The 22,779-nt window shown below is 46.5% G+C and carries 20 protein-coding genes; 10 read left to right on the forward strand and 10 right to left on the reverse strand.

Annotated features, from left to right (window positions below; translation table 11 throughout):
• Positions 1-129: 129 nt before the first annotated feature.
• From QZ176_RS02960 to metE, 3 genes are all read left to right on the forward strand, one after another.
• A complete protein-coding gene (locus QZ176_RS02960) occupies positions 130-2,289 on the forward strand; it encodes an STT3 domain-containing protein (protein ID WP_295151137.1) in 2,160 nt (719 codons plus the stop codon).
• A gap of 161 nt (positions 2,290-2,450) precedes the next feature.
• Positions 2,451-3,035: a hypothetical protein gene (locus QZ176_RS02965; protein ID WP_295151139.1), complete on the forward strand. Its 585-nt coding sequence runs from the start codon at positions 2,451-2,453 to the stop codon at positions 3,033-3,035.
• A 353-nt stretch (positions 3,036-3,388) separates the two neighbouring features.
• Positions 3,389-5,671 (forward strand): 5-methyltetrahydropteroyltriglutamate--homocysteine S-methyltransferase, encoded by a 2,283-nt coding sequence (metE, locus tag QZ176_RS02970; protein WP_295151141.1) that lies wholly within the window; start codon positions 3,389-3,391, stop codon positions 5,669-5,671.
• A gap of 284 nt (positions 5,672-5,955) precedes the next feature.
• Here metE and QZ176_RS02975 read toward each other — a convergent pair whose 3' ends face one another.
• A complete protein-coding gene (locus QZ176_RS02975; protein ID WP_295151143.1) occupies positions 5,956-6,102 on the reverse strand; it encodes a hypothetical protein in 147 nt (48 codons plus the stop codon).
• A gap of 1,050 nt (positions 6,103-7,152) precedes the next feature.
• On the opposite strand from QZ176_RS02975, the gene QZ176_RS02980 reads away from it, so the two are divergent.
• The 3 genes from QZ176_RS02980 to QZ176_RS02990 are packed head-to-tail and all read left to right on the forward strand — an operon-like array spanning position 7,153 to position 11,068.
• The gene (locus QZ176_RS02980; protein WP_295151145.1) at positions 7,153-8,712 is read left to right on the forward strand and encodes an MBOAT family O-acyltransferase; all 1,560 of its coding nucleotides are present in this window, start codon (positions 7,153-7,155) and stop codon (positions 8,710-8,712) included.
• Positions 8,713-10,023 (forward strand): DUF459 domain-containing protein, encoded by a 1,311-nt coding sequence (locus tag QZ176_RS02985; RefSeq protein WP_295151147.1) that lies wholly within the window; start codon positions 8,713-8,715, stop codon positions 10,021-10,023. It abuts the gene before it with no gap.
• Positions 10,016-11,068, forward strand: coding sequence for a GDSL-type esterase/lipase family protein (locus QZ176_RS02990; protein ID WP_295151148.1), 1,053 nt, complete (start codon positions 10,016-10,018; stop codon positions 11,066-11,068). The genes QZ176_RS02985 and QZ176_RS02990 overlap by 8 nt, the downstream gene beginning before the upstream one ends.
• A gap of 267 nt (positions 11,069-11,335) precedes the next feature.
• Here QZ176_RS02990 and QZ176_RS02995 read toward each other — a convergent pair whose 3' ends face one another.
• Entirely contained in the window at positions 11,336-11,458 is a 123-nt protein-coding gene (locus tag QZ176_RS02995; RefSeq protein WP_295151150.1) for a hypothetical protein, read from the reverse strand.
• 49 nt (positions 11,459-11,507) lie between these two features.
• Here QZ176_RS02995 and QZ176_RS03000 point away from each other — a divergent pair, with 49 nt between their 5' ends.
• Both QZ176_RS03000 and QZ176_RS03005 read left to right on the forward strand, forming a co-directional pair.
• Positions 11,508-12,173, forward strand: a complete 666-nt coding sequence (locus QZ176_RS03000) for a metallophosphoesterase (protein WP_295151152.1) — start codon at positions 11,508-11,510, stop codon at positions 12,171-12,173.
• A 191-nt stretch (positions 12,174-12,364) separates the two neighbouring features.
• The gene (locus QZ176_RS03005; RefSeq protein ID WP_255349569.1) at positions 12,365-12,598 is read left to right on the forward strand and encodes a SelT/SelW/SelH family (seleno)protein; all 234 of its coding nucleotides are present in this window, start codon (positions 12,365-12,367) and stop codon (positions 12,596-12,598) included.
• Between the two features lie 278 nt (positions 12,599-12,876).
• Here QZ176_RS03005 and efp read toward each other — a convergent pair whose 3' ends face one another.
• The gene (efp, locus tag QZ176_RS03010) at positions 12,877-13,443 is read right to left on the reverse strand and encodes an elongation factor P (protein ID WP_295151155.1); all 567 of its coding nucleotides are present in this window, start codon (positions 13,441-13,443) and stop codon (positions 12,877-12,879) included.
• 88 nt (positions 13,444-13,531) lie between these two features.
• Between efp and QZ176_RS03015 the strand changes: the two genes are divergently transcribed.
• Entirely contained in the window at positions 13,532-14,272 is a 741-nt protein-coding gene (locus QZ176_RS03015) for a hypothetical protein (protein ID WP_295151157.1), read from the forward strand.
• Positions 14,273-14,478: 206 nt separating this feature from the next.
• Here QZ176_RS03015 and QZ176_RS03020 read toward each other — a convergent pair whose 3' ends face one another.
• Positions 14,479-15,309 (reverse strand): hypothetical protein, encoded by an 831-nt coding sequence (locus QZ176_RS03020; protein WP_295151158.1) that lies wholly within the window; start codon positions 15,307-15,309, stop codon positions 14,479-14,481.
• A gap of 37 nt (positions 15,310-15,346) precedes the next feature.
• A complete protein-coding gene (locus QZ176_RS03025) occupies positions 15,347-16,183 on the reverse strand; it encodes a DUF234 domain-containing protein (RefSeq protein WP_295151159.1) in 837 nt (278 codons plus the stop codon).
• 74 nt (positions 16,184-16,257) lie between these two features.
• Here QZ176_RS03025 and QZ176_RS03030 point away from each other — a divergent pair, with 74 nt between their 5' ends.
• Positions 16,258-17,598, forward strand: a complete 1,341-nt coding sequence (locus QZ176_RS03030) for an aminotransferase class V-fold PLP-dependent enzyme (RefSeq protein WP_295151160.1) — start codon at positions 16,258-16,260, stop codon at positions 17,596-17,598.
• Between the two features lie 619 nt (positions 17,599-18,217).
• Here the strand turns inward: QZ176_RS03030 and QZ176_RS03035 are convergent.
• The 5 genes from QZ176_RS03035 to QZ176_RS03055 are packed head-to-tail and all read right to left on the reverse strand — an operon-like array spanning position 18,218 to position 22,771.
• Positions 18,218-20,041 carry a phosphoethanolamine transferase gene (locus QZ176_RS03035; RefSeq protein ID WP_295151162.1) on the reverse strand — a complete coding sequence of 608 codons (1,824 nt, stop codon included), beginning with the start codon at positions 20,039-20,041 and terminating at the stop codon, positions 18,218-18,220.
• 22 nt (positions 20,042-20,063) lie between these two features.
• Positions 20,064-20,840, reverse strand: coding sequence for an undecaprenyl-diphosphate phosphatase (locus QZ176_RS03040; RefSeq protein WP_295151164.1), 777 nt, complete (start codon positions 20,838-20,840; stop codon positions 20,064-20,066).
• Complete coding sequence (gene thiE, locus QZ176_RS03045; protein ID WP_295151165.1) at positions 20,827-21,441, reverse strand: thiamine phosphate synthase; 615 nt, start codon at positions 21,439-21,441, stop codon at positions 20,827-20,829. Before thiE ends, QZ176_RS03040 begins: the two co-directional genes overlap by 14 nt.
• On the reverse strand, positions 21,438-21,971 hold the full coding sequence (locus QZ176_RS03050; protein WP_295151166.1) for a hypothetical protein: 534 nt from the start codon (positions 21,969-21,971) through the stop codon (positions 21,438-21,440). The genes thiE and QZ176_RS03050 overlap by 4 nt, the downstream gene beginning before the upstream one ends.
• Before the next feature lie 59 nt (positions 21,972-22,030).
• Positions 22,031-22,771 carry a basic amino acid ABC transporter substrate-binding protein gene (locus QZ176_RS03055; protein ID WP_295151167.1) on the reverse strand — a complete coding sequence of 247 codons (741 nt, stop codon included), beginning with the start codon at positions 22,769-22,771 and terminating at the stop codon, positions 22,031-22,033.
• Positions 22,772-22,779: the final 8 nt, after the last annotated feature.

The following is a 22,779-nucleotide window of genomic DNA, read 5'->3' on the forward strand; positions in this document are numbered from 1 at the left end:
TGCTATAATAAACGGAAATTAAACAATGCCGTTAAAAACGTAACGCGGGCGTGATAAAGCGAGTGAAATTTGTAGAGGCAAATTTTAACCCTGCCGCTCGGTACTTCAAACGGAAAATCAAGGAAAAAGATGCAAAAATTTAGAATTACAAACGGCGAATGCTCCCGCATGGATATCTTTTTGATCATGGCGCTGGTTTATATATTCGGCGTGGCGTGCAGGTTTTTTTGGCCGATTTGGGCGAGCGGGATCGAGCAGTTTTCTTTCGATGGCGAGCTCATCATGACCACCAACGACGCCTTTGCAAATGCCGAGGGTGCGCGCGATATGATAGCGGGCTTTCACCAGCCGGGCGATCTTAGCCCATATGGTGCGTCGATCCCAACTCTAGCATTTTTACTTAGCAAAATTTTGCCCGTCAGCCTAAATAGCATTACGATCTACATGAGCGTATTTTTAGCGCCGCTGGTGGCCGTGCCGATTATTTTGATAGCAAGAGAGTATAAGATCCTGGGCGCCGGCATCATCGCGGCACTGCTTGCCACCATATTGCCGGGATATTATATGAGGACGTTAGGCGGATATTTTGATAGCGATATGTTAAATATCGTCCTGCCGATGCTGACAATCTGGGCTCTAATCAGACTCACTCAAAACGGCTCGCAGCTAAATTTAATATTGCCCGCGGTCTTTATGGCGCTTTATAGCTGGTGGTATCCAAGCTCGTATTCGTTAAATTTAGCCATAATGGGCATGTTTTTATTTTACACTTTGATATTTGATAGACGAAATGAGATAAATTACAAAGCTACGATTCTTATGGCGGTAGCGGTGATAAATTTTAAAACATACTATGGCGACTATACGATAATAGTAAATTATATTTTATTGCTGAGAATTGTGCTTATCGCGTCGTTATATTTTTTAATGATAAAACTTCCCAGCTCTCAAAGTAAGAAATTTCTTTGGATATTAGGCACCTTGGTAGTTGTTTTATTTATATATTTCGGTGGGCTTGATCCTGTCTTAAGTAAAATGAAAGCATATCTTGGCAAGAGCGCCGGCAAAGTATCGGGTACTTTTTATTTCTATGGGGTCGGAAACACAATCAACGAGGTAGCAAATACGGATTTTATGAAATTTATGGGCTATTCCAGTGGCAATATTTCTATATTTATATGCGCTATGGCGGGCTTAATTCTTATGTTTATTAAATTTCGCTCGTTTATTTTGGCTTTGCCGATGATATTGCTTGGATTTTTGGCATTTTTCGGCGGAGTTAGATTTACGATGTATATCACGCCGATAATTGCTTTTGGCTTTGCTTATTTTCTATATTTTACTTTAAATTATTTTGAGATACGAGTTTGGCTTAGAAATTCTATGCTAATTGTGCTGACTTGCTTGGCGCTGCTACCAAGTCTAGATTATATTTATAAATTTCGTGTCGCGCCCGTGCTTATGAGGGGCGCCGTGGCTCCGCTTGCCGAGCTGAAAAATAAAGTAGACAGAGAGGATTATGTGGTTTCGTGGTGGGACTACGGGTATTTGATCAGATATTATGCCGACGTAAAAGTGGTGGCTGACCCTGGGGGTAGGCAGTTTGGAGATTATGCATTTTTAACGGCCTTTTCTTTCAATAAAGATCAGATAAGTTCGGCCAATATGGCGAGACTAAATGTCGAATATATCGAAAGGCGTATGAATGAAAATTTTAGCTCGAGCTTGCTTCAAATGCAAAAGGATTATAATGAGTCCGATATCAATAAATTTCTAAAATCCTTGGAAAATAAAAATTTCAAACTTCCCCAAAAAACCAGGGAAATATATTATTACTTCGTGCCGCATATGCTGGATATTCTGCCGAATATTTTAAAATTTTCCGCTATAGACATAACTACGGGCGAGGAGTTTTATACACCATTAGCTTATGTAGGATATGACATTAGGACGGGTGAAGACGGAGTGAGCATAATAGTGGGCAGTGAATGCACATTACCTAGCGCTGATCCGGAATATCTGATTCATGACGGTGAAAAAATGAGTATTAACTCCTACTATCATGTAGGCGAAGTAGACGGCAAACTCGTTAAATTATCAAAGCAGGTAGATGAAAGCTCCGATTTGTTCGTTATATTTTTGCCAGACTATCAAAGGATTTTGGTTTTGGATAAAAGGGTCTTTAACTCGACGTTCATCCAGCTTTTTGTATTGGAAAATTACGACAAAGAGCTATTCGAGCCGGTTTCTTTAACCGATTCTGCGAGGATCTATAGATTGCTAAAGTAGGCTTAGAGATCTAATAAGAAGTATAGAATTGCAAGGCCTAGTATTTCTTGTTGTGTTGAATACCCTCCTATTTGTCGGGTGTTATATTTACTTTAAATTTAGACCACGTTTTATAAGCTAACGCTAACATAGAGGTTGAGATTTCACCGAAAGGAGTAAAGATGAGAAATTTAGTTGCAAAAGCATTGTTGCTTAGTTCTTTAGCTGCAGTAAGCGCGATGGCGGAGGGGCTTTTCATAGGCGGCGAGGGCGGATACAATTTCAAAAACCAAGCTGCGGGTTTTGATGACGGACAACCGCAAATCGGCGTTAAAGCCGGATATGACTTCGGCACGTTTAGAGCTTACGGCGGATATTTTTACGGATTTAAGGGCGAGGATTCTAGCTCGAATGCCAATTCGAAAAGAAAGGTTAAATGGAGCACGCACGATTTCGTAGCCGGTGCGGATTTTACGCCGGAGTTTTTCGGTAGATTTAAGCTAGTCCTAGGCGCTTACGCTGGGCTTTCGGTGCTGGATACTGAAGTTAAAATAGACTATAGCAATGGTGGATGGGTTAGAGCGGACGATACGCTGGGTGGCTTCATTTTGGGCGGCAAGATAGGTACCGCGTATGAGTTTGGCTCCAATAGCGAGATTGAAATGGGCTTTAAAGCAAGCAAGGCGTGGTACAAAGACGGCGATTATATCGAAGATAACGACGGTAAAAAATACGGCGTTTACGCAGGATATAATTATAAATTCTAAGAATTTTCATATTTGAGGCGTTGCACTGCTTTCATAGAGCTGATACTCAGTAGCTTTGCAGAGTGTCAGGTAAGGCTAGCTTCGTCGCAAGGCTTTACCAAGTTTTAGTAGAATCTTGCGACGAGGTTTAAATTATGATGAATTTAACGCCTTTAAATTCAATCCTAAAATTTTAACTTATGGAATTTCGTCGATAAAAATTCCATTTCAGATTTTATTGGCTAAATTCCATCCCTGCGCTTTTGGATAAAATTTCGTTCATTTTCGAGATTAGATTAAAATTTTAATGACGGCAAAAGAAATTTTAGATAAAATCAACACTTTCATACCAAAATTTTACTCAAAGGATAGAGATGAAGAGTTACGTTACGGGCTTTCCGCGCATCGGAGAGCAGCGCGAGTTAAAGAAGGCTTTGGAGAGCTATTGGGCGGGCAAGTGCAATTATGACGCGCTAGAGCGGGTTGCTACAGAACTAAAAGATCGCCACATCAAATATCAGCTGGATGCTTGGAGCGGCTTAATTAGCGTAAACGACTTTTCATACTACGATCTGATGCTCGATACCAGTGTTCTTTTCGGCGTGATCCCGCAGCGCTTTGCGGCTCTTTCGGCGCATGAGCAGTATTTTGCGATGGCGCGCGGCAGTAAAGACGCAGTCGCGATGGAGATGACGAAGTGGTTTAATACAAACTACCACTATATCGTGCCTGAGATCTCGGCGTATACGGAATTTAGCCTAAATCCTAGTAAAATTTTAAGCGAGTACAAGGCCGCGAAAAATAATGATTTTAAGGATTCCTGCGCGCTAAAGATAAATTTAATCGGACCTATTACTTACTTGGCGCTTAGCAAATCAAGCGACAAAAGCGATCCACTCGCGCATTTAGATGCCCTTGCCGCGAAATACGAGGAACTGCTAAAGCTTCTTAGCGAGCTTGATAACGAGGTCGTAATTCAGATCGATGAGCCGATCTTCGTAACGGATCGCGCAGCGGAGTTAGCGCCAAAGATCAAGCCTGTTTATCAGCGCCTAAGCAAGGCCGCAAGCAACGTAAAAATCATCTTTATGACCTATTTTGAGCATGCGACCGAGGCCGTACGCGAGATAGTAAAGACCGATGTATGGGCGATCGGGCTTGATTTCGTTTACGCAAGCGAGGAGAATATCAAAAAAGAGCTTCAAGCTTTAAAAGACGCTAAGACCGTGCTTTTCGCAGGCGTGATCGATGGGCGTAATATCTGGAAGAGCGACATCGACAAAAAGCTCGCTCAGCTCAAAGCCATCGAAGCTTACGTGCCTAAGGAGCGCATCTATGTGGGCACCTCCTGCTCGCTTTTGCACGTGCCTTTCACGCTAAAATATGAGGACAAGCTAAGCGCTGAGATTAGATCCTGGCTAAGTTTCGCGGTCGAAAAACTAAGCGAAATTTCGATTTTAACCCATCTTTTCTTTGAAATTCCGATGTGCGAGCACGGCTTGAAAGCTTACGAAGAAAATCAAAAATCCGCTAAAACTCGCGCTAGCTCGCCGCTTATTCATGACGAGCGAGTTCAAAGCCGCGCCGCAAATTTAAATAAATTCGAGCGCGCCGATCGCTACGAGGATCGCATCAAGGTGCAGAAAAAGGAGCTAGGCTATGGAATTTTACCTACCACTACGATCGGCTCCTTCCCTCAGACTGCCGAGCTTCGCCAAGTTCGTAACGCCTACAAAAAGGGCTTAATCAACCGCGAAGCCTACGAGCGCGACATCAAAGCTTACATCGATGACTGCGTTAAATTTCAAGATGAGATTGGCCTGGATGTGCTGGTTCACGGCGAGCCAGAGCGTAACGATATGGTCGAGTATTTCGGCGAGCAGATGAGCGGATACGCGTTTAGCGCCAACGGCTGGGTGCAGAGCTACGGCAGCCGCTGCGTGAAGCCGCCGCTACTTTTCGGCGACGTGAGCCGCCCAAAACCGATGACCGTGGAGTGGATCAAATACGCTCAAAGTCGCACCAAAAAGATTATGAAAGGCATGTTAACGGGTCCGGTGACGATGATGAACTGGAGCTTCGTGCGCGATGATAAGCCTCGCGAGCAGATCGTAAAACAGCTTGCGCTCGCGATTTTCGATGAAATTTCGGATCTGCAAGACGCGGGCATCAAGATCGTTCAGGTGGACGAAGCTGCGTTTAAAGAGGGCTATCCGCTTAGATCCGAAAACATCCCTGCATACGAAAAATTCGCCGTTAGTGCCTTTAAGCTCGCCGTTAGCGCAGCCAAAGCGCAGACGCAGATTCATACGCATATGTGCTATTCGGAGTTTAACGACATAATCAAAACGATAGAGGCGATGGATGCCGACGTCATCAGTATCGAGACCGCTCGCAGCGGCAACGAACTGCTTAGAGTTTTCAAATCGGTCGGCTATAAACAAGAGGTTGGTCCAGGTGTTTACGATATCCACAGTCCGCGAATTCCTAGTGTGCAGGAGCTCGTAAGCCAGATCCGCGCGCTGCTTGAGGTGCTTCCGAAAGAGCAGCTGTGGATCAACCCAGACTGTGGCCTAAAAACCCGCAAATGGGAGGAGGTTCGTCCGAGCCTAAAAAATATGGTCGAGGCAGTAAGGATTATCCGCACAGAAGCATAAATTTAGCGCAAAAAAGACTTTGCTGTCGGGTAAAATTCCACCCGGCAGTCCCCGTTTTGCGATAGAATTATGTAGAACGTTTATTTCGACTATGGACCGTTAAAACATCTGCGCGAAATTTTACTTCGAACGAGCATTAAAGGGCGGTGAGAGATTTCTACGCGTTTGCTTGGCAGGCATATTTGATAGCCGCTAAGTAATGCAGCAATATGAAATTTAGCGCGAGATTTACGGATTTCGCAGTTAGGCAAGTTCGGGATTTTTTTAAAATGCGGCGTAAAATTTCATCTCGACTGATAGCTTAGAATTTCATCGTAACTGCTCGCTTGCTTGAGACGCAGAGTGTAAATTTTATCGCGATTGCCCTGAAGGCAGGTTGAGGCAAGCGATAAAATTTTAAAATTTTCACAAATCAGTTCTTGAGCACACAAACCTCGCCAGCCGAATAAAAACGCTGAAATTTGCAATTTTACGCGGCGTTTTATGAGCTGCTCGCGCCACTAAATTAGAATTTTAAAACGCGAGCTAAATTTGCATCGTTATGCTAGAAAATTTTAAATCGCAAATTAAAATTTACATTATCTCGTTAGAATGGCTGGATTGCGAAGCGAGATTCGGCTCTGCTACGTTAAATTTCAGCCAAGTCAAAATCTATGTAGCCGCATTAATTTATGACTAATTTCGCCTGGCGAGCCTGAAGTTGCGCCCCACCAAAACCAAGTCTAGAGTCAAAATTTTACGATGCGAAGCTCATTGATTTTAACTTGCATTTTGTTCGAAAGAGCGAGGCTGGCGCAAGGTGCATTTACGCTGCCACGAAATTTAAAAGAGACTTTATGGTGGCGTAGGTTTTGTAATTTGCAGTAAAAATTAAAAGCTATGATTTTGGCTCGTAAGGCACACCTTTTAGATGGTTTCTATCGCGCCTTAAAGTGAGATTTTACTTAGTAATTTTACGCGGCAGATTTTAACGGGCGGAATTCTATTATCGCCGCAAAATTTTTGGCTTTTAAAATTTTGCTTTGTAGAATTTCTGCCCTCATAGTTGTGATGAAGCGCAGCTCATTTTATTTCGTAGGATTTTAGCGGCATCGCGTCTAATTTATATGGCATGATTCCAAGGCGCTTATTTTGAAATCCTGCGGGTAGAACCTGCGAGACTGCGTTTGCGGGATTTCATAAGAATTTGATGGCAAAGCGTAGTGCATCTAAAATTTTCGTGCGTCGAGCCCTCATTTGCGTTTTAAATTTTGCCCTTGCGGCGAAATTTCGCTCACGCGGCAAGAGCTTGCATGCAAGCTGTCCGTGAATCTAAGGATTTGGACGCTAAATTTATTAGCGCATTTAATGGCGTAATGCCGTGTCTGCGCATAAAATTTCGCGCTGCAAGCGATTAAAAAGCTTTTCGCTTCGTATAAATCTCGCGCCGCGAGCGTCTAAAAGCCCGCAAGAGCTTTAAAAATTTAAATTGGAAAGATTGAATGACATTTTTTTCGCCTGAGTTTGTCCTTGCTTTTTTGGCGTTTTTAATCGTTTATTGGACGCTCAAAAATCATATTTTCGCGCAAAAAATTCTGATCCTGTTAGCAAGCTACGGCTTCATGTGCTCCGTAAATCCACGCTTTGCGCTGGTGCTTGCAGCCTATAGTGCTTTCGTATATTTTGCAGGGGTGTGTATCGCGCGCGCTAATCGCGTAGTCGCAAAAGCCATACCGCCCGCAAAGCAGTCTTCGCACAAGAAAAAGCTCTCGCGTAAAGCTGCTGCCAAGCAGATGAGCGCAACAAAACAAGCTGGCATAGCAAAGCAGATGCAAAAAGCGGGGTTAGCGAAGCAGATTTCGTTACCAACTGCGAAGGCGCGTGCAGTGATGCTTGCGGCAGTTGCTGGCGGCTTATTTTTTCTCGCGTTTTTTAAATATTATGGCTACGTCAGGGAGTTTTTCAATGCCGCTCTTGCTGCGCTGCACCTAGGTGCCGTCGATAGTGTGGCGTTTCCGCTTGGAATTTCATATTATGTTTTTATGTCGATCACCTATTTCGTCTCGGTTTATAGGCGCGAATGCGGTGAGCAGGGCTTTTTGAGCTTGGCGTGCTTTTTAGCGTTTTTCCCTAGCGTCGTGATGGGTCCTATCGGACGCGCTAGCGCGGCTAAGGGCGTAGAGCCAGTGCTGCCGCAGTTTGATCGCTTCAAGCACTTTGGCAATGCCGATGAAATTTATGTGCTTATAATTTTTGCCTTAGTTAAGCTGCTACTTATTAGCGGCTATTTGGGCGCGTATTATAGCGATGTGATTTCAGGCGTTTACGGCGACGAGCCAGAGTCCTCCGCGGCGCAAATTCTAGTTGCACTGCTGCTTTACGGCGTGGTGCTTTATACGAATTTTAGTGGCTTTATCGATATGGCGCGGGCGCTTGGACTTGCGATGGGCTTTAAGCTGCCGCAGAATTTTAATATGCCCTACGCGGCTAAGAATTTAGGCGAGTTTTGGGATCGCTGGCATATCAGCTTATCTACGTTTATACGCGATTATATTTATATCCCGCTTGGCGGCTCGCGCAATGGCTTTGCACGCACCTGCGTAAATTTGCTAATCGCGTTTGCGCTATCAGGCATCTGGCACGGCGCGGGATTAAATTTTTTGATTTGGGGGCTTTTGCACGGAGTGGCACTTGTGTTTTTAAAATGTCTTGCCAAAGTAGGCGTAAAGCCGCTAAATCCGCATTTGGCACTATTTTGTACCTATATTTTTGTAAGTTTCGCTTGGATTTTTTTCGCCAATTCCCTGCCAGATGCGGCGGCGATTTTGAGCGCTTTTACCCGCGCACGAGCTTTCGGAGATATTGGTGAGCTAGCGGTGCTTGCGGTGATTTTAGCGGGGATTTTTGTTTATCCTAAAATTTCAGCTCTTAAAGATACTTTAATCGCGCTTTTTGCCGAGCTGCCGTTTTTGCCTAAAGCTCTCGCGCTCGGCGTGATCTTCACGCTGATTTTCGCGCTGATGCCAAGCGGAATTCCAAATTTCATCTACGCAGGATTTTAGATGCTTAGGTTTGTTTCGACTCTGCTTTTTGCGCTGCTTTTCTCGGCATTTTTTATGCAAGGCTCGCTGCTTTATTATTTGGAGCAGCGATTTCACGATGATTTTGGGCTGGAAGAATGGCTGCGCCGCTCGCCGTTTCGCGTAGGCGGAGAGATCTACGAGAAAATTGCAAATGTCGCAGATAAGCTTGAGCAGCGTATCAAAGGCGAGGATATTAGCAAGGATGAGGACGCAAGTCCGCATAGCGGAAGCGAAAATTTTAAAAAACCTGCGCAAGATCGTATGGCGGAAAATCAAGCTTTGCAAAGCACGAGGGCACGAGATCACGATGCTTCGCAAAGCGTTAAACCGCAAGATAGCAAGCCGCAAGCTCATACTGCAAAGAATTCTGCCTTAAATAATTCTGTACATCATTTAAAGACGCGCGATTCTGCGCAGGAGCCTTACGCACAAAATTCCATCCCTCAAAATTCTACTTCGCAAAATTCCGTGTCACAAAGCCTGGCTACAACAAGCTCTGTGCCGCGCAGCTCCGCCACGTCGCAAAATCCCGTCACGGCAAGCGCAACCTTGCAAAGCGGCGAGAATTCCGATTCTCAACTCCCTGCTCCGCAGGCTTTGGAGCAGAATTTAACTACGCAAAGCTCCGCGGAGATTGATGCTAAAATTTCGCTTAGCGACGATGGCAAAATCCGCCTAAATGCAGGCGATGAGGTGCTTTTTATGGGCGATAGTCTGATGCAATACGTTGGGATGAACGCTAAGAAATTTTTCCCGAAGCGAAGCCTGAGGGTGATCGATCTTAGCAAGCAATCTACGGGGCTTGCGAGCAAGAAATCTTTCGACTGGCAAAAGACGCTCGATACTGCACTTAGCGAAAACGGCGGCGTTAAGCTCGTAGTCGTGCTGCTGGGTGCGAACGACGTCTGGGAGTACCGCGCAGGCGGCAAGACCTACGGCATCAAAACGCCGCGCTGGCGGGAGTTTTACGCTTCGAGAGTGCGCGAGATCTACGATACGGCGCACTCGCACGGCGCAGGAGTGCTGTGGCTTGCGATGCCGTGTATGCAAAAGCCCGATTTTGAGGAGAAAACGCAGCTGCTAAATCAAATATATGCCGACGCAAGTATGGCGCTTGGCGGGTATTTTATGCAAACAACCCCGCTGGTGTGCGAAAAAGGCGTCTATAAAACCTATCTGCAAAGCGGCTCCAAGCTCGTGCGCGTGCGTCAAGACGACGGCATTCATATGAGCAAAGAGGGTTGCGAAGCGGTAGCGAAAGAAATTTTATCAAGGATTGAAGTTGAGTAAATTTATAGCGATTTTATTTGCCGTATTATTAAGCGGATGCGCGGCAAACGCAGGCGTTCGCGGCATAAATTCCGCAAACGCAAAAAGCTCTGCGGGCTTTGGAGTGAAATTTTTTGGCGATTCGCATTTAGGAAGCGATGCGCTGATAGATGCTTTCAGACACGGCTTTTTTGTGCAAAACAGCGTCGGCTTCGTGCCTGCAATGATGCCTAAATATCACAAAAGCGAAAACATAGAATTTAAGCAAAGCGGCTTTAATGTAATTTCATCCCGCACCGAGCAAGACCCCGATTTCCCACTATGCGGAGTGATCGCTACCGGCAAAAAGGGCGCTAATGTGCGACTGGAGCTAAAGCAGCTTAGCGGCGATTTTTACGTCGAAATTTTGCATAAATCGGATCAGAGTGGCGAGATTTTTCGCGTGCGCGATGCAAGTGGGCTAAGCGCGTATATTTCGCAAGAAGTGCCGCAGAAATGGGAGTATTCTAAGATGCGACTTAGATTTCCGATCGAAATTCGATCGCTGCGTGATGGAGCAGAGCTTGGAGGATATAAAATTTACCGCAAAAACGCGCGCTTTGCAGACTCTTGCGCGAGCAACGGCGCGTTTAGCAACCTCTACGAAAAATGGGGTGCAGATGCCTTTGGTAGGGATTTTTCAGGACTTAGATACAATCTCGTAGTTATCGCTTACGGCACAAACGATGCGATGGATCCGAAATTTGACGAGCAAAAATTCTACCAAAGCGTCCGTGGGCTGCTTCGCTCCGTTCGCTCCGCAGCTCCTGGTGCAAAAATCCTGCTCGTAGCACCGCCGCGAAGCCCTAAAGTGCCAAACGCCTCACGCGCTGCGGAGGTGCTAGCGCATCTAGCGCGAGACGAAGGGGCGATGTTTTACGACATAGCCGGTCTTATGGACGAGGATGGCGGCTGGCGCGGCTGGCGCGAGCGCGGGCTTATTCGCCCCGACGAAATCCACTTGCAAAAAGAGGGCTACGAAAAAATCGGCGCCGCGCTGGCGACGAAATTGCGCGGTAGGCTTTAAATTTAATCTTTAAATTTAGGTGGCTAGCTGCGGAATTTATAAAGTTTGTTGAAATTTACAAAGCTCTTTGTGGAAATTGCATAATCTGCCGCAGAATTTATACAGTTCGTTATAAATTTAGAAAGTCCGTCGCTAAATTTAAAATTTAGCGGTAGCAAGCAAAGCTACGCCTACTCGGATTTCGCCGCTTAGATCTGCACCGCGAAATTTAAAATTGAAAACCGCAGCTTCAAATTTATACGGCAATAGGCTTGATGCCTGCGTTTTTTAAAATACGTCGCCTAAATTTACGCTTGTGATTTGGATTAAATTTGCGTGGTTGCGGATCGGAACGCTAGTCGGGTTTTTGCGACGCGTGCGCTGCGTAAAATTTAGCGCTTCAAATTTCATTCGCACGGGCTGCGACAAAGCGCGGCGAGTCAGATTAAAGGAGAGGAATATGATATATCTTTGCGGCGATACGCACGGAATAAACGAGATCAGCAAAATAACGAACAAGGCCTTTGCGGGCGGGCTTAGCGCCGATGATTTCGTCATCGTGCTCGGGGATTTTGGGCTGTTTTGGAGCGAGCGGATAGATGAGTTTATGGCGCGCAAAAATATAGAAAGATATTTCCCCGCCACGCTTCTTTTCATAGACGGCAACCACGAAAATTTTGATATGTTGGATCAGCTGCCGCGCGAGCGGAAATTTGGCGGCACCGTGAGCGTGGGCGGCGAGAATATTTTTTGGCTGCGGCGCGGCGAAATTTACGAGATTGCGGAGCGATATTTTTTGTGTTTCGGCGGCGCGCTTAGCGTCGATAAGGCACATCGGATACCGGGGCTTAGCTGGTGGGCGCGCGAGATTCCAAGCGAGGAGGAGTTTGCTTGTGCTATGCAAAATGCGCGCGATTTCATCGCCGCGGGCGGGCGGATCGATGCGGTGCTAAGCCACACGGCGCCGTGGTTTGCGATGAAATTTTTAAAAGAATACCTTTGGTGCGGCAAAAGTACCCCCGATAAAACGTCTGAGTATTTAGAGCGGATCTTTAAGTTCGTAAGGCCCGCGCGGTGGTATTTCGGGCACTTTCACGGCGATAAGAAATTCCACGCGCAGGGCTGATTTTATCTCTGCTACGATGAAATTTTAAAATTTGAGGACTAGCCTTGGGCTCACAGCAGCGAAATTTAGGGCTTTGCAAACGGCGAAATCGCCCATAAATTTTAAATGCTTAGGCGCGCGAAATTGAGCTTTTATATTAAAATTTAAGCTAGATCTGCTACAATGTGGCACTTTTTTAGAAAGGAATAAAGATGAAGGTTGTAATTACTTATTGTAATTCTTGATCTTATAGGCCGCAAGCTCTCCGTGTGAGAGATGAAATAACAGGCGTCTATAAGGATGCAGTTGTCGAGTTGGTCCCTGGTGGCAGCGGAGACTTTCTAGTAGAAGTTGACGGCAGAAAGCTTTTCTTCAATAAAGATTTTGCTAAGCCTCGTTTCCCAAGTGAAGGTGAAATTTTAAATCTAATTAAAGTTGCAGCCTAGCTCAAAGCCCGAAAGCGGGTCGTAAGATTTGCTTTCGGGCGTTTTTTATACTCAAATTTCATATCCGTAAATTTAATCGTAAAACCATCCTAAATTTTGCAAAAATCAGCGCTGCGTAAAGCTTAGACTAAATTATCCCGCATTTCAGTCAATTTGAAAAGTTATTTTAATCAAAATTTATGCGAAGATCGCAGTTTAAATTTTATCGCTCGGAGTTTATAAATTTTAAAAGAAAGAGGAATTTTTGCGAAATCAAAATTTCGCAAAAACAGGGGGGATTATTTATTTGCGCGCTCGATATACTCGCCGCGGATGGTATCTACGCGGATGACCTCGCCTTCGAGTACGTGAAACGGGATCTGTACCACGGCGCCGGTCTCAAGCGTGGCGGGCTTTTTATTGCTGCCCTGAGTATCGCCGCGGAAATTCGGCGCAGTCTCTACGATCTTAAGCTCCACTACCTGCGGCACATCCACGCCGATCGCTTTGCCGTTATAAAACATAATATCCACCATCATGCCGTCAAGCATCCATTTTTTTGCCTCGCCCACGTCCTCGTCGCTAATCGCGATCTGTTCGTAGCTATCGGTATCCATAAACTGACACGCCTCGCCGTCGTCGTAGAGATACTGCATCTCTTTTTCCTCAAGATTCGGAGCTTCGCATTTATCGCCCGCGTGGAAGGTCTTTTCAAGCACCTTGCCATCGATGAAAGATTTTATTTTAACGCGCACGAAAGCAGGTCCTTTGCCCGGTTTTACGTGTTGGTATTCTATGATTTTAAACGGAATTCCGTCCACCTCGATTTTTAGACCTTTTTTTAGATCGCCCATTGAATAAGCCATAAATTTCTCCTTAAATTGATAGGGCGCGATTATAACAAATTTTATTTTAAATTGATATAATTGGCGAAATTTTAAGGGGAGGGAAGCTATGAAAAAAATCATCTACGTTTTGGCTGCATGTGCGGCTTTTGTGCTTGGCGCTAATGCGAACGAAGCGGAGTTTGTAAAAAACCTAAAGCAAAGTCTAAATGATAAAAACGCTCAGCTCATCTCGATCGACAAGCTAAACTCGCTAAACGGGCTAAATTTACTGATCGTCCGCTCGGGCGATAAAAAGGAGGCGTTTTTGGCTAGCGACGACGGCAAAAGTTTAGTACTCGTAACAGAGGAGCCTAAGCTTGCGAACGCGGCGGACACGGCGCTGTTTAAGATGAGAACTCAAATTTTAAAGGACGCCAGGGACGCCGCCGCGCTTGAGCTGCTAAAGAGTATAGATCCCGCGAGATTTGCCTATATCGAGTCGTTTGATAAAAACAATCCCTATATGACCTACATCGTGGGCGATCCGGAGTGTCCGTATTGCGTCGAGGAGATGAAAAGGATCACGAAACACCTTCGCAACAGCAACGTAAAATTGATCTTTGCGCCGGTGCACGGCAAGAGCGCGTTTGTCAAATCGGCGCTGATTTTAAAGCGTCTAAAAGCCCTCTCTCCGAGCGATCAAAAGGGCGCGATCGACGTGATCGAGAAATACTATAACAAGGACGCGCAGGTAAGCGATGCGGACGTCTCAAAGGCCGAGCTTGACGCCGTGTATGCGGACACCAAGACGCTCTTTTCCAAAGGCGTGATCAAATCAGTCCCATACGTGATCAAGGTGAAAAAATAGTTTAAATTTGAGGAATTTAGGGCGCGAGGTTTGTGTGTGAGCAGCGCGAGTTTGCTCGCAGCAGTGCAAGTCGCGCGCAGCACAGCCACCCGCGCGAGCTGAAATTTAACAAAATTCCGTCGCTTTAAAATTTCAAGCGGCGGAATTTAACTTTAAAATTAAGCTCTTGAAGCTTTGCCGTCAAATTTGAAAATATAAAATTTTTGCTATCTAACCCTAATAACGCCGCCGTTTTCATTTAAAATTTTTGTAACTTCGGGCAATTTATATGTTTCCATGCATAATTCATCATTTTGGCTTGCGCCTTTTCGTATCTCCAAAATAGCGTTTTTACCCGTATCGATTGTGGTTATAGTAAAGCAGCTGACATAGCTCGTCGTGCCTAAGCTAATCAAGTTCGGAGTTATCTGCTCAACCGTCACGCTTGTTATCTTGTCTAGATTTTCGTCGAATCTACCTTGCGAGACGTAAAAATCAATATAGTCTTTTATCACGATTTGCAATTTTTTAGATAATGCCTCGCAGACCTCTTCTTTACTCATTTTGGGGGCTTTAGTGAAAAATTCTATCTCCTTTTTTAAAAGCCTACATTTTGGGCTAACTGCATCGCCTCTACATTCCTCCAGTAGATAAATCAGCCTATTTTTGGGTCTTGTAGAGTTTATCGGCAAATTTGTGGTAGCTAAAGACAGAAAGCATTCCACGTCGAATTCCGTATTTCGCACCTCTTTGCGCTCGCACATAGCTTTGTGTTTTTCATCTTGCGCCTTTACCTCTTGCCTTGATGCTGCTTGCATCACGCTATTATAATAGATTTTAAAATACGCCATGACGGCTCGTTCGCAGTTGTCGTAAATCTCTGCCGATTCTTTGGATAGATCGGCTAGGGCGCACGCCTTGGAGACGCTTTTTGCTTTATCTGGATTGGCGGCATAAAAATCCTCCGTTTGAATATCCTCTATTTCTCCCCTATCGCATCCAGCCAAGCTTAAGCTCAAAAGCACGCCTAACGATACTGCCAAGACCATATTTTTCATGATAATTCCCTTATAATCATTTATTTTACGTCCGTATTCAAAGTAAAATTTTAAAATCCTCGAGCGAGAAGAGTAAAATTTTATCGCTTTTTAGGCTTCGCAGCTCGCCGCTGAAGCCGCTTTTGGAAAACAGCGCGAGCAGATCGGGCGCGAGGTGCGCTTTTTCGCATTTGAGCATGAGCTCGTTTAGCACGTTTTTTGAAATTTTTCGCTCCTTGTATTTGCACTCGCCCGCGACGCAAAAGCTCTCAAATTTCGCGTAGATGTCGATCTCGACCTCTTTGTTCCAGAAGCTTGAAATTTGCGAAATCTCTAAATTTAAATACTTCGCGAGTAGCTCCTTGCTTAAAATTTCAAACCCGAGCCCCGCGTAAGCGTTGAAATCCGCTTTGATTAGGCTTAGCACGCGCCCTATCTCGCCGCGGCGTAGCGCGGGCAGGTTCGGCTCGATAAATCTAAACCAAAACCTCGCAAAGTTGCTGCTAAAATGGACTTTGTCAGTGATATGGTAGCGGCGCAGCGCGCGCGGGAGGCGGTCATTTTTGCGCTCTTTTTGTGCCCTTTGCTCGCTTGATTTTTCGGTGATTAAAAACTTCGCGTTTATGAGATCTGCGGTGATTTTTTGCGCCGTAAATCGCGGCAAGATTTTTGAAATCCCTATTTTTTTGCGGTCGCTTCTAGCGAATTTCATCAGCGCTTTTTTGATCTGCTCTTCGTACTCGCCGCCAAATTTAAAGCGTTCACCGAGACGTTCAAAGCAGAGCAAAATTTCATTTTCGATCGCTTCGAAAACGTCCGCGTAGCCGCTTATGCAGCCTATCTCATCAAATACGAAATGAAACTGCAAAATCGCGTCGATACCAGCATCGCCCAAATTTCGCGCAGTGTCTTTTAGCTCGTAAATTTCGCCCTCCTTGCGGGCGTAATTTTAGCGAGTTTGGATATAATTTGCAAAAATTTTGGAGTCGCGCTTTGGATTTTGAAACGATCAAAGAAAATATTATCTTAAAAGAGGGGGTTAAATACTTCGATTGTGCCGCTTCGGGACTCGCGTACCGCCCTATAGAAGCGGAGATCGAGCGCGTGCTTGCAACATACGCCAACGTCCACTCCGCAGGCGGAGCGAGCGCCGAGATTACGAGCGATTACTACGAAAACGCAAGGGCCAAAATCAAAGAGCTTCTGGGCTGCGAAGAGCGCTACTACCTGATCTCGTGCGGTTTCGGCGCGACCGCGGCGATTAAGAAGCTTTGGGAAATTCTAGGCATCTACCTGCCGCCTGCGACGCGAGATAGGCTCGGCTTGCGGCGCGAGAGCATAAAAGAGCTGCCGCTTTTCATCATCTCGCCTTTTGAGCATCACTCCGTTGAAATTAGCCTAAGGCGGGGGCTTTGCGAGGTAGTACGCGTGCCGCCGGACGGAAGCGGGCTGATGGATTTTTCGCGGCTGGGCGAAATTCTATCCGCAAATAAAGGGCGCGAAATTTACGGCGTACTTACCGCGGCATCGAACGTGACGGGGTTAAAGCTTGATTACAAGCGCGCTTACTTGATGCTCAAGGCGCACGGCGGGCGGTTGTTTGTGGACGCTAGCGCGCTCATCGCGCACGAAAATGTAGATCTCGGCTTTTGCGACGGAGTGTTTTTCGGCGCGCACAAGCTCTTGGGCGGGGTGGGTGCTAGCGGGATTTTGGCGGTGCGAAAGGAGCTTTTGTGCGGCGAGGAGCCGACATTTGCGGGAGGTGGCACGATCAAATACGCAGACGCCCAAACGCAGCGCTTTATAATCGACAAGGAGCGCTTGGAGGAAGCGGGCACGCCCGGCATCATCGCGCTGGTTCGAGCTTATCTTGCTCTAAAGCTTCGCAAAAGCGCGGGGTTAGAGGCGATCAAATCGCGCGAAGAGGCGATCTGTAGGCACTTCATAAGTGAAATTTCAAAAATCCCCGAGGTTGAAATTTACGGTAATCTCACCGCGCCGCGCGTGCCGATCTTTGCTTTTAATATGCAAGGTCTCGGCGCAGACGCGCTAGCCGGGGTGCTCGGGCAGAAATTTGAGATCCAAACCCGCGCAGGTTGCGACTGTGCCGCGCCTTACGGCTTTGATCTGCTCGGCTTGCGACCCGATACCGAAATGTCGCGCAAACCCGCTTGGGTGCGGGCTAGCTTCTCGTTCATCCACGACGAAAGCGACGTGGATTTCTTGGCAGAGGCGCTAAGACAGATCGCTCAGATCCGCGATAAAATCACCTTTGTGGCGGGCAAATATCGCTGCGGCAACGTAAATTAGGCTCGCGAAATTTGGTAGCAAGAGCCGCTTTTAAATTTTACGGCGCGGGGTTTTGCGACATAAAATTTTGTCGGGAAATTTCGCAGCGTAGAATTTTATGACTTGGAATTTTAAAGCGTAGAATTTTATGCGCGGCTCGGCAGCAGATACTCCGTTCTGATTGAGGCGTGAAATTCTTCGGCATAAAATTTCGCGGCTTAGAATTTTGAAATTTTAAATTGCGGGCTGAATTCTAGCGGTAAATTTTGTGCTGAGGAGTTTTGCGCCGTGAAATTTGATCGGTAAAATTCCGTGCCGCGCGGATAAATTTTAACGCCACCAAATTTTAAAATTCCGAAATTTCAAAATTTCGCTATTTGAATGAGCTTCACAAATTTTGCATTTCGTAAACGCATGGAAAATTCTGCGCTGTGGAATTTGTGCCGTAAAATTTGAAATTCTGCAAAGCTGAATTTCGCTCGGCAGACTTCCGCGGCGAGAAATTTTATCGCAGAGCCATGGCGGCGAAAATTGACGCGCCCGCCCGAAAGCTGAATTAAGGCGCGAGCGCTTGCGATAAGAGTGCAAATTTTAAGAGGTGAAATTCTGCGTCCTCAAAAGACGCAAAATTTCACCGAATTTACTCGCCGAACTCCTTCTGCAGTCTATAAACCTTATCGTAATCGACCCCCTCGATGATGCGCGGACGCGAGGCGTTAAAATCAGCATTGATCACCGAGCGAGCGGGATCGTACTCGGGCAGGTCGGTCATCTCTAAAATTTCTGCGATCGCGTGGATGAGATCGTCGTTTAAAAACGGCCTGTCTTTGGCTGCGGCGATACGCGCCCAAAGATCCGCGTTTTGCTCTTTAAACTTATCCGACGCCATGAAAATCAGCGGGATTTCGAGTGTGAAGCGGTTGATGCCGCCGTGGATCAGCTTGCCGCGGTATTGATAAAGGCTCTGGGCGTGGTCGCTGAAATAGACTATCAGCGTGTTGTCGCTTGCAAAAATTTTATAAATTTCGCTTACGATAAAATCGTTGTAAGCCACGGTATTTAGGTAGTGCGCGAGCTCTTTTTTCTGCCCCTCATCAAGTGGCTCGCGCGAGATATCCGCGGCGCTAAATTTAGCAAAGCTTTTGGGATAGCGAAACTCGTAGCTAGGGTGCGAACCCATCAGATGAAGGATGAAAAATTTATCCTTTTTCTGCGTGCCGTTTACCTCTGCGGCGGAGCTTTCGTCCTTGCGCGCAAGAGGCAATTTTCTCGCGCCCGATTTGAAATTTTTTATACTCGGAAGCATAACTTCGTCGAGCGAGTAGGCGTATTTGTAAACCGGGATCTGATTCGTAAAGTCCGAGTGATCCGTCATCTGCGCGCTCGCGCCGCTTGCGACCGCCCACTGCCCGTAGCGCTCCTGGTTGCTGATCCAAAAGGTCTCGTAGTTTGCGAGCCGCGCGAGATTTACGATGTCGAGATTGGCACTCCACGGGCGCTGCTTTTCGCTCTCGTAATTTCCGAAATTTAGCACGTATTTTAACACGTCGTTGGTCTTAGCGCCCGGCGAGACGACGTCGCTAAAGGCGATTAAATTTCCGCTTTGCTCAAGCGCTTGCAGATTCGGTGTAGTGGGCAGATAGTAGCCGTATAGGCTCATGAAATTTCGCTGCAGGCTCTCTCCGATGATGAAAACGACGTTTGAGATGCGGTTTGGCGCGGTTTTATGCGAATGCGAGGCGTAAATGCTTTGGTATCCGGCTTGCAGCTCGCGCACGCTTTTAAAATCGGCGCCGAAATAATCCTTCGTAACGAAAGCAAAGTTGTAAATCGGAATTTTATTTAGCGCGATTATGATGCTGGCGCGCATTTTCGAGCTTTTGGCTACGTAGCTTTTAAATGCCGCATGCGCGATAAAAACGAGCAAGCTAAGTAAAAAAAATAGCTTTATCGCGCGACATAGCTTCATTCGCGCTCGCTGGCTCACTCTAAGTCTAAGAGCGGCGATGACGAATACTAAAAGCGCTAAAAAAGCCGCAATAAGTTTGAAATTTAAAAACGCATGCGCGAACTCAAAGGCCTCCTTGGGCGTCGTTTGCACTAGCGCGTCCAGCGTGCCGTGCGAGTAGGTAAGCTCCAGGCTAAAGATCAAAAAAATCTGAGCGATCGCGAAGGCTACGTTTAGCGCCAGAAGTGCAAAGGCGAGAATTTTATATAGCCTGGCGCTGTAAAAGCTGAGCGCATAAAGCGCGAAAAAAAGTATCGTCACGCCGCAGATCGCAGACGCTGCGAAAAACAGCGCCTGCGCAGAGAGCAGCTCACCGCCGCGCGCGATAAGAAGCAACCCGAGCGCTAAATTTAATACCAAAACTAGCACGTATGCGTTTAACACTGCGCCGTCAAATACCGATAGGAGGCTGAATCTGTCTTTTAAAAATGCGCCGATATTTTTTGCTAGGCTCATGAAATTCCTTTGATGATTGCGTTTAAAAAACGAAGATGAAAAAGACGATGCCGATTAGAATTCTATAAATTCCAAACGGGATGAAATCGAACTTCGAAACGAAGCTTAGAAATAGCTTGATCGCCGCAAGCGCCACGACGAACGCCACTGCGCCGCCTATGAGAAAGGTCGTGATATTGTCGGAGTTTTGCGCGAAGGTGTCTAAATTTTTATAGGTGTCGTAAAAAGTCGCCGCAAACATCGTAGGGATCGCGAGTAGGAAGCTAAAGCGCGCGGCTAGGTTTCTGCTTAGCCCGCACAAAAGCCCTGCGATGATAGTGGCGCCGCTGCGCGAAGTGCCAGGCACCATCGCAAAACATTGCGAAAGCCCGATGATGAAGGCCTGAACGTATGAAATTTGATCCAGATGCTCCAGTTCATTCTCCCTAGGGCGCGCCTTGCGAAAGAGCTCGACCGCGATAAAAATAATGCCCCAGCCGATCAGCGCGTAGGCGACGGTCTGCGGCGCGAATAGAGATTTGATGCTTTTATAGAGCAAAAATCCGATCGTGGCGGTAGGGATAAAGCCCACGACGAGCTTGCACCAAAGCTTAAAATCGACTAAAAGCCGCTTGTAAAACATCGCCACGACCGCTAAGATCGAGCCTAGCTGGATAACGACCTCGAAGCATTTAAGCGTATCGGTCTGCTGTAAGCCCATCAGTTTCGCTGCTAGGATCATGTGCCCGGTCGAGCTTACAGGCAGAAACTCCGTTAGCCCCTCGACGATGCCTAAAATCACGGCGTCAAATATATTCATCCATTTTTTCCTTTAAATTTGCTAAATTTTGCGTGATCGAAGCGGGTCTGTAGATCGCCTCTACCATCGCGATATAATCGGGCTTGAGAGCTAAAATTTCATTTAAATTTTCTAAGCTGATCCCGCCGATTACGGCGATTGGGAGGTTTAAAGATTTTCGCGCCTCTTGCACGAGCGCATCGGGGCAAAGCGGCGCATTAGGCTTTGTTTTGCCGCGCCTTAGTGAGCCGAAGGCTACGTAGCTAGCGCCCTGCGCCTCGGCCTTTTGCGCGCGAGCAAGATCAGCATAGCAGCTAACGCCGATGAGCTTATCTGCGCCTAAAAACTCGCGCACCTGCGCCGCCTCACCATCGTCCTTTCCGATATGCACGCCATGTGCGCCAAGCTTTTTGGCAAGCGTGGCATCGTCGTTGATGATGAGCTTGGCGTTGTAATCTTCGCAAAGACCGATAAGAGAGCGGATTAAAGCTTCATCCTGCGCGGCGAGCTTGCTGCGATACTGCACGAGCTTTACGCCGCAGCGCAAAATTTCATCTATCTGCGAAAAGATAGTTTGCGGCGGCGTTAAGACATCGTCGCTAAGCGCGTAAATTTCGCTCATCTATCTTTTTTCGGCATCGGCATGCCGTTTAGAATGCAGTTAGTAACATCCCAAAATTTTGCGCTATACATTCCGCGTTTAGCCCCTTTGGCTTCCTCAGCGGCTTTTAAAAGAAGTTCACTATCGTCGGTTGTCGGCACGGCAAATCCCGCCGCCACTAGGTCCAATCGCAGATTGCTTTTAGGATCGCTTGCGTCGCAGACATAGGCGTCATTGCCGCGATCGATTAAATTTACGTAGTAGCGCTTGCCAGGTTTTATCACGGACTCAAGAGCTTTTTTATATTCTTTGTCGAATTTCCTTAGCTCCTTAGCGTCCGTTATGCACCTAGAAGCGCCCGCGGCGATTATGTTTAAATTTTTTAAGTCGCATGGAAAGAAGCGATCTTTTTGAGCTTTTCTAAAGGTAAAAACGAAGGTTCTGCCGTCATCGCCAAGACCTGCAAATGCGGCGATGCCGTATCTATCTTTTTGCTCCGCAAAGCTCTGTGTGCAGAGCAAAATGGCAAGTGCTAAAAATATCTTTTTCATAGGATTCCTCTTAGGCGGCGCAAATTCTATGAGAGGAATTTGCGCCTAAATTTTGCGGATTATTTTAAATTATACTTTTCCAAAAGCTTTTCGTAGCTGCCGTCCTTTTTCATCTCCTCAAGAGCTGTATTAAATTTAGCGAGTAGCTCGGGATATTTGCCCTTATCAAATGCGATCGAAAAGCCCTCGCTGCCGTCGGATTCTTTAAAAAATGCGGTTAGATCGTCATTTTTCTTAAGATACTCGTAGCCCACGGACGAATCCACGCAAAGCGCATCGATCTTTTTGTTTTTCAGCGACATAACGGCTACAAAAACGTTCTCCGTGGCGCTAACCTCGGCGCCTTTGATGTCTCTGATCGCAAGCTCCTGAATAGTGCCTAGCTGCGCGGCAAGGCGCTTGCCCTGCAAGTCGGCTTTGGAATTTAACGAGCTATCGTCCTTACGTTTGACATATAAATTTTCGACCTTGTAGTAAGGATTTGTGAAATCGATCGCCTTTTTACGAGCCGGCGTCGCGCTCATACCCGAGGCGATCATATCGATCTTGCCGCTTTTAATCGCAGGGATTAGCCCGTCAAAGCTCATATTTAAAATTTCATATTTCACGCCCGCTCGCTTTGCAAGCTCGGCTACCAGATCCATATCAAAGCCGGTAACCTTCGAGTTTTCATCCACGAACTCAAACGGCGGATACTCGGCGTTCGTGCCTACGATGAGCGTATCTTTGGTGATGTCCTTAGCGACCAGCGAGCCGCAAAGCAAAGCGCCCGCAACTAGAAATCTCATAAATTTTTTCATTTCCCTCT

Source organism: uncultured Campylobacter sp., from assembly GCF_905373215.1.
In the GTDB taxonomy this organism is placed as follows: Bacteria; Campylobacterota; Campylobacteria; order Campylobacterales; family Campylobacteraceae; genus Campylobacter_B.